Consider the following 4,672-nt stretch of genomic DNA (forward strand, 5'->3'; position numbering starts at 1 on the left):
GCCGTTCCTGTGAAGGTGTCGGTATCCGCGTCGCCCAGCGCGTCCTCGCGATGGCCGCCGCGATCTGGCACAACAACGCAACCAACGCACCGATCTCCGGTCACTGATCGCCTATGACCACTGACCGGAGATCGGACTTACTCGTCTAGAGCGCGCCGCCGTCGCATAGCGGCGTGGCCGCCTGTGCGGCCGCTCAGCCGGTCGGCCCCGGCTCGAAACGCGGGGTGTCGGCAGGCGACAGGTCCGGGTGCATCCGGTGCCAGCGCGCCGGGTGGCGCCAGCGTCCGGCACCGTCGCGTGCGACGTCGACGCCGACCTCCACTCCACCACCAGCTCCGGCGCTACGAGAGTGACGTGCAGGCTCTCGCCCGAGCCCCACCCCGCGCTGAATGTCCAACCTGTCCACGGATGCTCTGCGGCCGGGGTGAGGAGTCCGGCGACCGCCCGGCCCGCGGCCTGCGGGAGCGTCGTACTGCGCCTGACGTAGCGCAGGCGCCCGTCGGTGTCGTACCGGCCCAGCAGCAGCGTGCGTGGAGCCGCCGGAGAGCCGGTGAACGCACCGACGATGGCGTCCTCGGTATGCCGGGCCTTGTGCTTCCTCTTGGCCCTCACGGCCGGGGCGTAGACGTCCTCCAGCCTCTTGTAGACGACCCCTTCGACACCGACGGCTGTCCTGGCCGTGAGGACCAATCCCGCAGCCATTAACGGTATTGATGATTCCGCTTGTTGGTGGGGCGGACAGCGATGCGAGACGCCTCCAAATTTCAGGTAGGGCCCAGGAGCCGCCTACGTCGAGAGCCTGGAAAGATACCGATCGTCATACCGGGACCTGGCCACACCCACTGCGGCCAACCACGCCAGGGAGAAGGGCTCGCATGGCAAGCAAGCGCGCACATACGCGTAACAACCGGATCGCTTCCCCCATCCAGAAGATCCGCGGCGCCAGGTTCGCTAGCTGTTCTGTCTCGGGAGGTTGTGGACGGGTGAGTGAGGTCTCGGCTGGGGGTTCTTGAACGGGTGAGGGCCTTCCGGTTCGGTGTGGATTGCGACGTCTACACCGACCAGAAAGGCCCTCGTGGTCCACCGTAATGCACCCCTGACCGAGACCGGACGCCTGCGCCTGGCCCGCTGCGTGGTCGACGACAACTGGCCGCTGCGCCGAGCCGCCGAACGCTTCCAGGTCTCGCCGACCACCGCCCAGCGGTGGGCCGACCGCTACCGTCAGTTCGGTGAGGCCGGCATGACCGACCGCTCCAGCCGGCCGCACCACAGTCCCCGGCGGACACCGACCCGCACCGAGCGACGCATCATCAAGGTCCGCCTGCTGCGCCGGTGGGGACCGGCCCGCATCGCCCACTTCCTGCACCTGGTGCCCTCCACCGTCCACCGGGTGCTCACCCGCTACCGCCTGGCTCGCCTGACGCATCTGGACCGGGCCAGCGGCCATGTCGTCCGCCGCTACGAACGCGAGAAGCCCGGCGAACTCATCCACGTCGACATCAAGAAGCTGGGCAACATCCCCGACGGCGGCGGACACAAGGCCCACGGCAGAGCCCAGGGCGGCCGCAACAGCTCCGCACACCGCGACCCCGCCCGGCCCCGCACCGCCGGCGGCCGCCCCAACCTCGGCTACAGCTACCTCCACACCGCCGTCGACGACCACTCCCGCCTCGCCTACAGCGAGATCCACGCCGACGAGAAGAAGGAGACCGCCACCGGCTTCTGGCAGCGGGCCCACGCCTTCTTCACCCAGGCCGGGATCACCGTCGAACGCGTCCTGACCGACAACGGCGCCTGCTACCGCTCACGCGACTGGCGCCAGGCGCTGGCAGCAGCCGGGATCGCCCACAAACGCACCCGGCCCTACCGGCCCCAGACGAACGGCAAGGTCGAACGCTTCAACCGCACCCTGCTCGAGGAGTGGGCCTACGCCCGCCCCTACCGGTCAGAAGCCGAGCGACGCGAAGCGTTCCCGCAATGGCTGCACACCTACAATCACCACCGCGGACACACCGCACTCAAAGGCCAACCACCCGCCAGCCGCGTCCCCAACCTCACGGGTCAGTACAGCTAGCCCGGACCCGGACTCGGAGGCCATCAGGGAGTTGGACGAGACGCACTTCCCGTCATGGCGCCAACAGACCAAGAAGCTCGTCGCTTTCTCCGCAGGCAGTCCGGGCGCCCCGATTCCGGGCGCCCCGAAAAAGGCGACGTGCAAAGGATGCGGGCGCGTCAAGCCTTCATCGAAAACGTACTGCCCGGCCTGCGTGGAGAAGATCCGCACAGGCAAGCTCAAGCCTTGACCTTCGGCCGTGGGGACCAGTGGGGCAGCCGTTAACGGCTGCCCCACTGGTCCCCACGGCCGAAGGTCAAGGCTTGAGCTTGCCTGTGCGGATCTTCTCCACGCAGGCCGGGCAGTACGTTTTCGATGAAGGCTTGACGCGCCCGCATCCTTTGCACGTCGCCTTTTTCGGGGCGCCCGGAATCGGGGCGCCCGGACTGCCTGCGGAGAAAGCGACGAGCTTCTTGGTCTGTTGGCGCCATGACGGGAAGTGCGTCTCGTCCAACTCCCTGATGGCCTCCGAGTCCGGGTCCGGGCTAGCTGTACTGACCCGTGAGGTTGGGGACGCGGCTGGCGGGTGGTTGGCCTTTGAGTGCGGTGTGTCCGCGGTGGTGATTGTAGGTGTGCAGCCATTGCGGGAACGCTTCGCGTCGCTCGGCTTCTGACCGGTAGGGGCGGGCGTAGGCCCACTCCTCGAGCAGGGTGCGGTTGAAGCGTTCGACCTTGCCGTTCGTCTGGGGCCGGTAGGGCCGGGTGCGTTTGTGGGCGATCCCGGCTGCTGCCAGCGCCTGGCGCCAGTCGCGTGAGCGGTAGCAGGCGCCGTTGTCGGTCAGGACGCGTTCGACGGTGATCCCGGCCTGGGTGAAGAAGGCGTGGGCCCGCTGCCAGAAGCCGGTGGCGGTCTCCTTCTTCTCGTCGGCGTGGATCTCGCTGTAGGCGAGGCGGGAGTGGTCGTCGACGGCGGTGTGGAGGTAGCTGTAGCCGAGGTTGGGGCGGCCGCCGGCGGTGCGGGGCCGGGCGGGGTCGCGGTGTGCGGAGCTGTTGCGGCCGCCCTGGGCTCTGCCGTGGGCCTTGTGTCCGCCGCCGTCGGGGATGTTGCCCAGCTTCTTGATGTCGACGTGGATGAGTTCGCCGGGCTTCTCGCGTTCGTAGCGGCGGACGACATGGCCGCTGGCCCGGTCCAGATGCGTCAGGCGAGCCAGGCGGTAGCGGGTGAGCACCCGGTGGACGGTGGAGGGCACCAGGTGCAGGAAGTGGGCGATGCGGGCCGGTCCCCACCGGCGCAGCAGGCGGACCTTGATGATGCGTCGCTCGGTGCGGGTCGGTGTCCGCCGGGGACTGTGGTGCGGCCGGCTGGAGCGGTCGGTCATGCCGGCCTCACCGAACTGACGGTAGCGGTCGGCCCACCGCTGGGCGGTGGTCGGCGAGACCTGGAAGCGTTCGGCGGCTCGGCGCAGCGGCCAGTTGTCGTCGACCACGCAGCGGGCCAGGCGCAGGCGTCCGGTCTCGGTCAGGGGTGCATTACGGTGGACCACGAGGGCCTTTCTGGTCGGTGTAGACGTCGCAATCCACACCGAACCGGAAGGCCCTCACCCGTTCAAGAACCCCCAGCCGAGACCTCACTCACCCGTCCACAACCTCCCGAGACAGAACAGCTAGCGAACCTGGCGCCGCGGATCTTCTGGATGGGGGAAGCGATCCGGTTGTTACGCGTATGTGCGCGCTTGCTTGCCATGCGAGCCCTTCTCCCTGGCGTGGTTGGCCGCAGTGGGTGTGGCCAGGTCCCGGTATGACGATCGGTATCTTTCCAGGCTCTCGACGTAGGCGGCTCCTGGGCCCTACCTGAAATTTGGAGGCGTCTCGCATCGCTGTCCGCCCCACCAACAAGCGGAATCATCAATACCGTTAATGGCTGCGGGATTGGTCCTCACGGCCAGGACAGCCGTCGGTGTCGAAGGGGTCGTCTACAAGAGGCTGGAGGACGTCTACGCCCCGGCCGTGAGGGCCAAGAGGAAGCACAAGGCCCGGCATACCGAGGACGCCATCGTCGGTGCGTTCACCGGCTCTCCGGCGGCTCCACGCACGCTGCTGCTGGGCCGGTACGACACCGACGGGCGCCTGCGCTACGTCAGGCGCAGTACGACGCTCCCGCAGGCCGCGGGCCGGGCGGTCGCCGGACTCCTCACCCCGGCCGCAGAGCATCCGTGGACAGGTTGGACATTCAGCGCGGGGTGGGGCTCGGGCGAGAGCCTGCACGTCACTCTCGTAGCGCCGGAGCTGGTGGTGGAGTGGAGGTCGGCGTCGACGTCGCACGCGACGGTGCCGGACGCTGGCGCCACCCGGCGCGCTGGCACCGGATGCACCCGGACCTGTCGCCTGCCGACACCCCGCGTTTCGAGCCGGGGCCGACCGGCTGAGCGGCCGCACAGGCGGCCACGCCGCTATGCGACGGCGGCGCGCTCTAGACGAGTAAGTCCGATCTCCGGTCAGTGGTCATAGGCGATCAGTGACCGGAGATCGGTGCGTTGGTTGCGTTGTTGTGCCAGATCGCGGCGGCCATCGCGAGGACGCGCTGGGCGACGCGGATACCGACACCTTCACAGGAACGGC

General features: G+C 68.6%; 2 protein-coding genes and 2 pseudogenes. 2 read left to right on the forward strand and 2 right to left on the reverse strand.

The window, feature by feature from the left end:
• Together ACH4ZX_RS40075 and ACH4ZX_RS40080 are read left to right on the forward strand one after the other, a co-directional pair.
• Positions 1-124: pseudogene (locus ACH4ZX_RS40075) on the forward strand (IS982 family transposase); the annotation flags it as partial.
• A 951-nt stretch (positions 125-1,075) separates the two neighbouring features.
• Complete coding sequence (locus tag ACH4ZX_RS40080) at positions 1,076-2,074, forward strand: IS481 family transposase (RefSeq protein ID WP_398283837.1); 999 nt, start codon at positions 1,076-1,078, stop codon at positions 2,072-2,074.
• A 524-nt stretch (positions 2,075-2,598) separates the two neighbouring features.
• Here ACH4ZX_RS40080 and ACH4ZX_RS40085 read toward each other — a convergent pair.
• Together ACH4ZX_RS40085 and ACH4ZX_RS40090 are read right to left on the reverse strand one after the other, a co-directional pair.
• On the reverse strand, positions 2,599-3,597 hold the full coding sequence (locus ACH4ZX_RS40085) for an IS481 family transposase (protein WP_398283837.1): 999 nt from the start codon (positions 3,595-3,597) through the stop codon (positions 2,599-2,601).
• A gap of 951 nt (positions 3,598-4,548) precedes the next feature.
• Positions 4,549-4,672, reverse strand: a pseudogene (locus ACH4ZX_RS40090) (IS982 family transposase); the annotation flags it as partial.

The organism is Streptomyces sp. NPDC020490 (genome assembly GCF_044335305.1).
Lineage (GTDB): Bacteria > Actinomycetota > Actinomycetes > Streptomycetales > Streptomycetaceae > Streptomyces.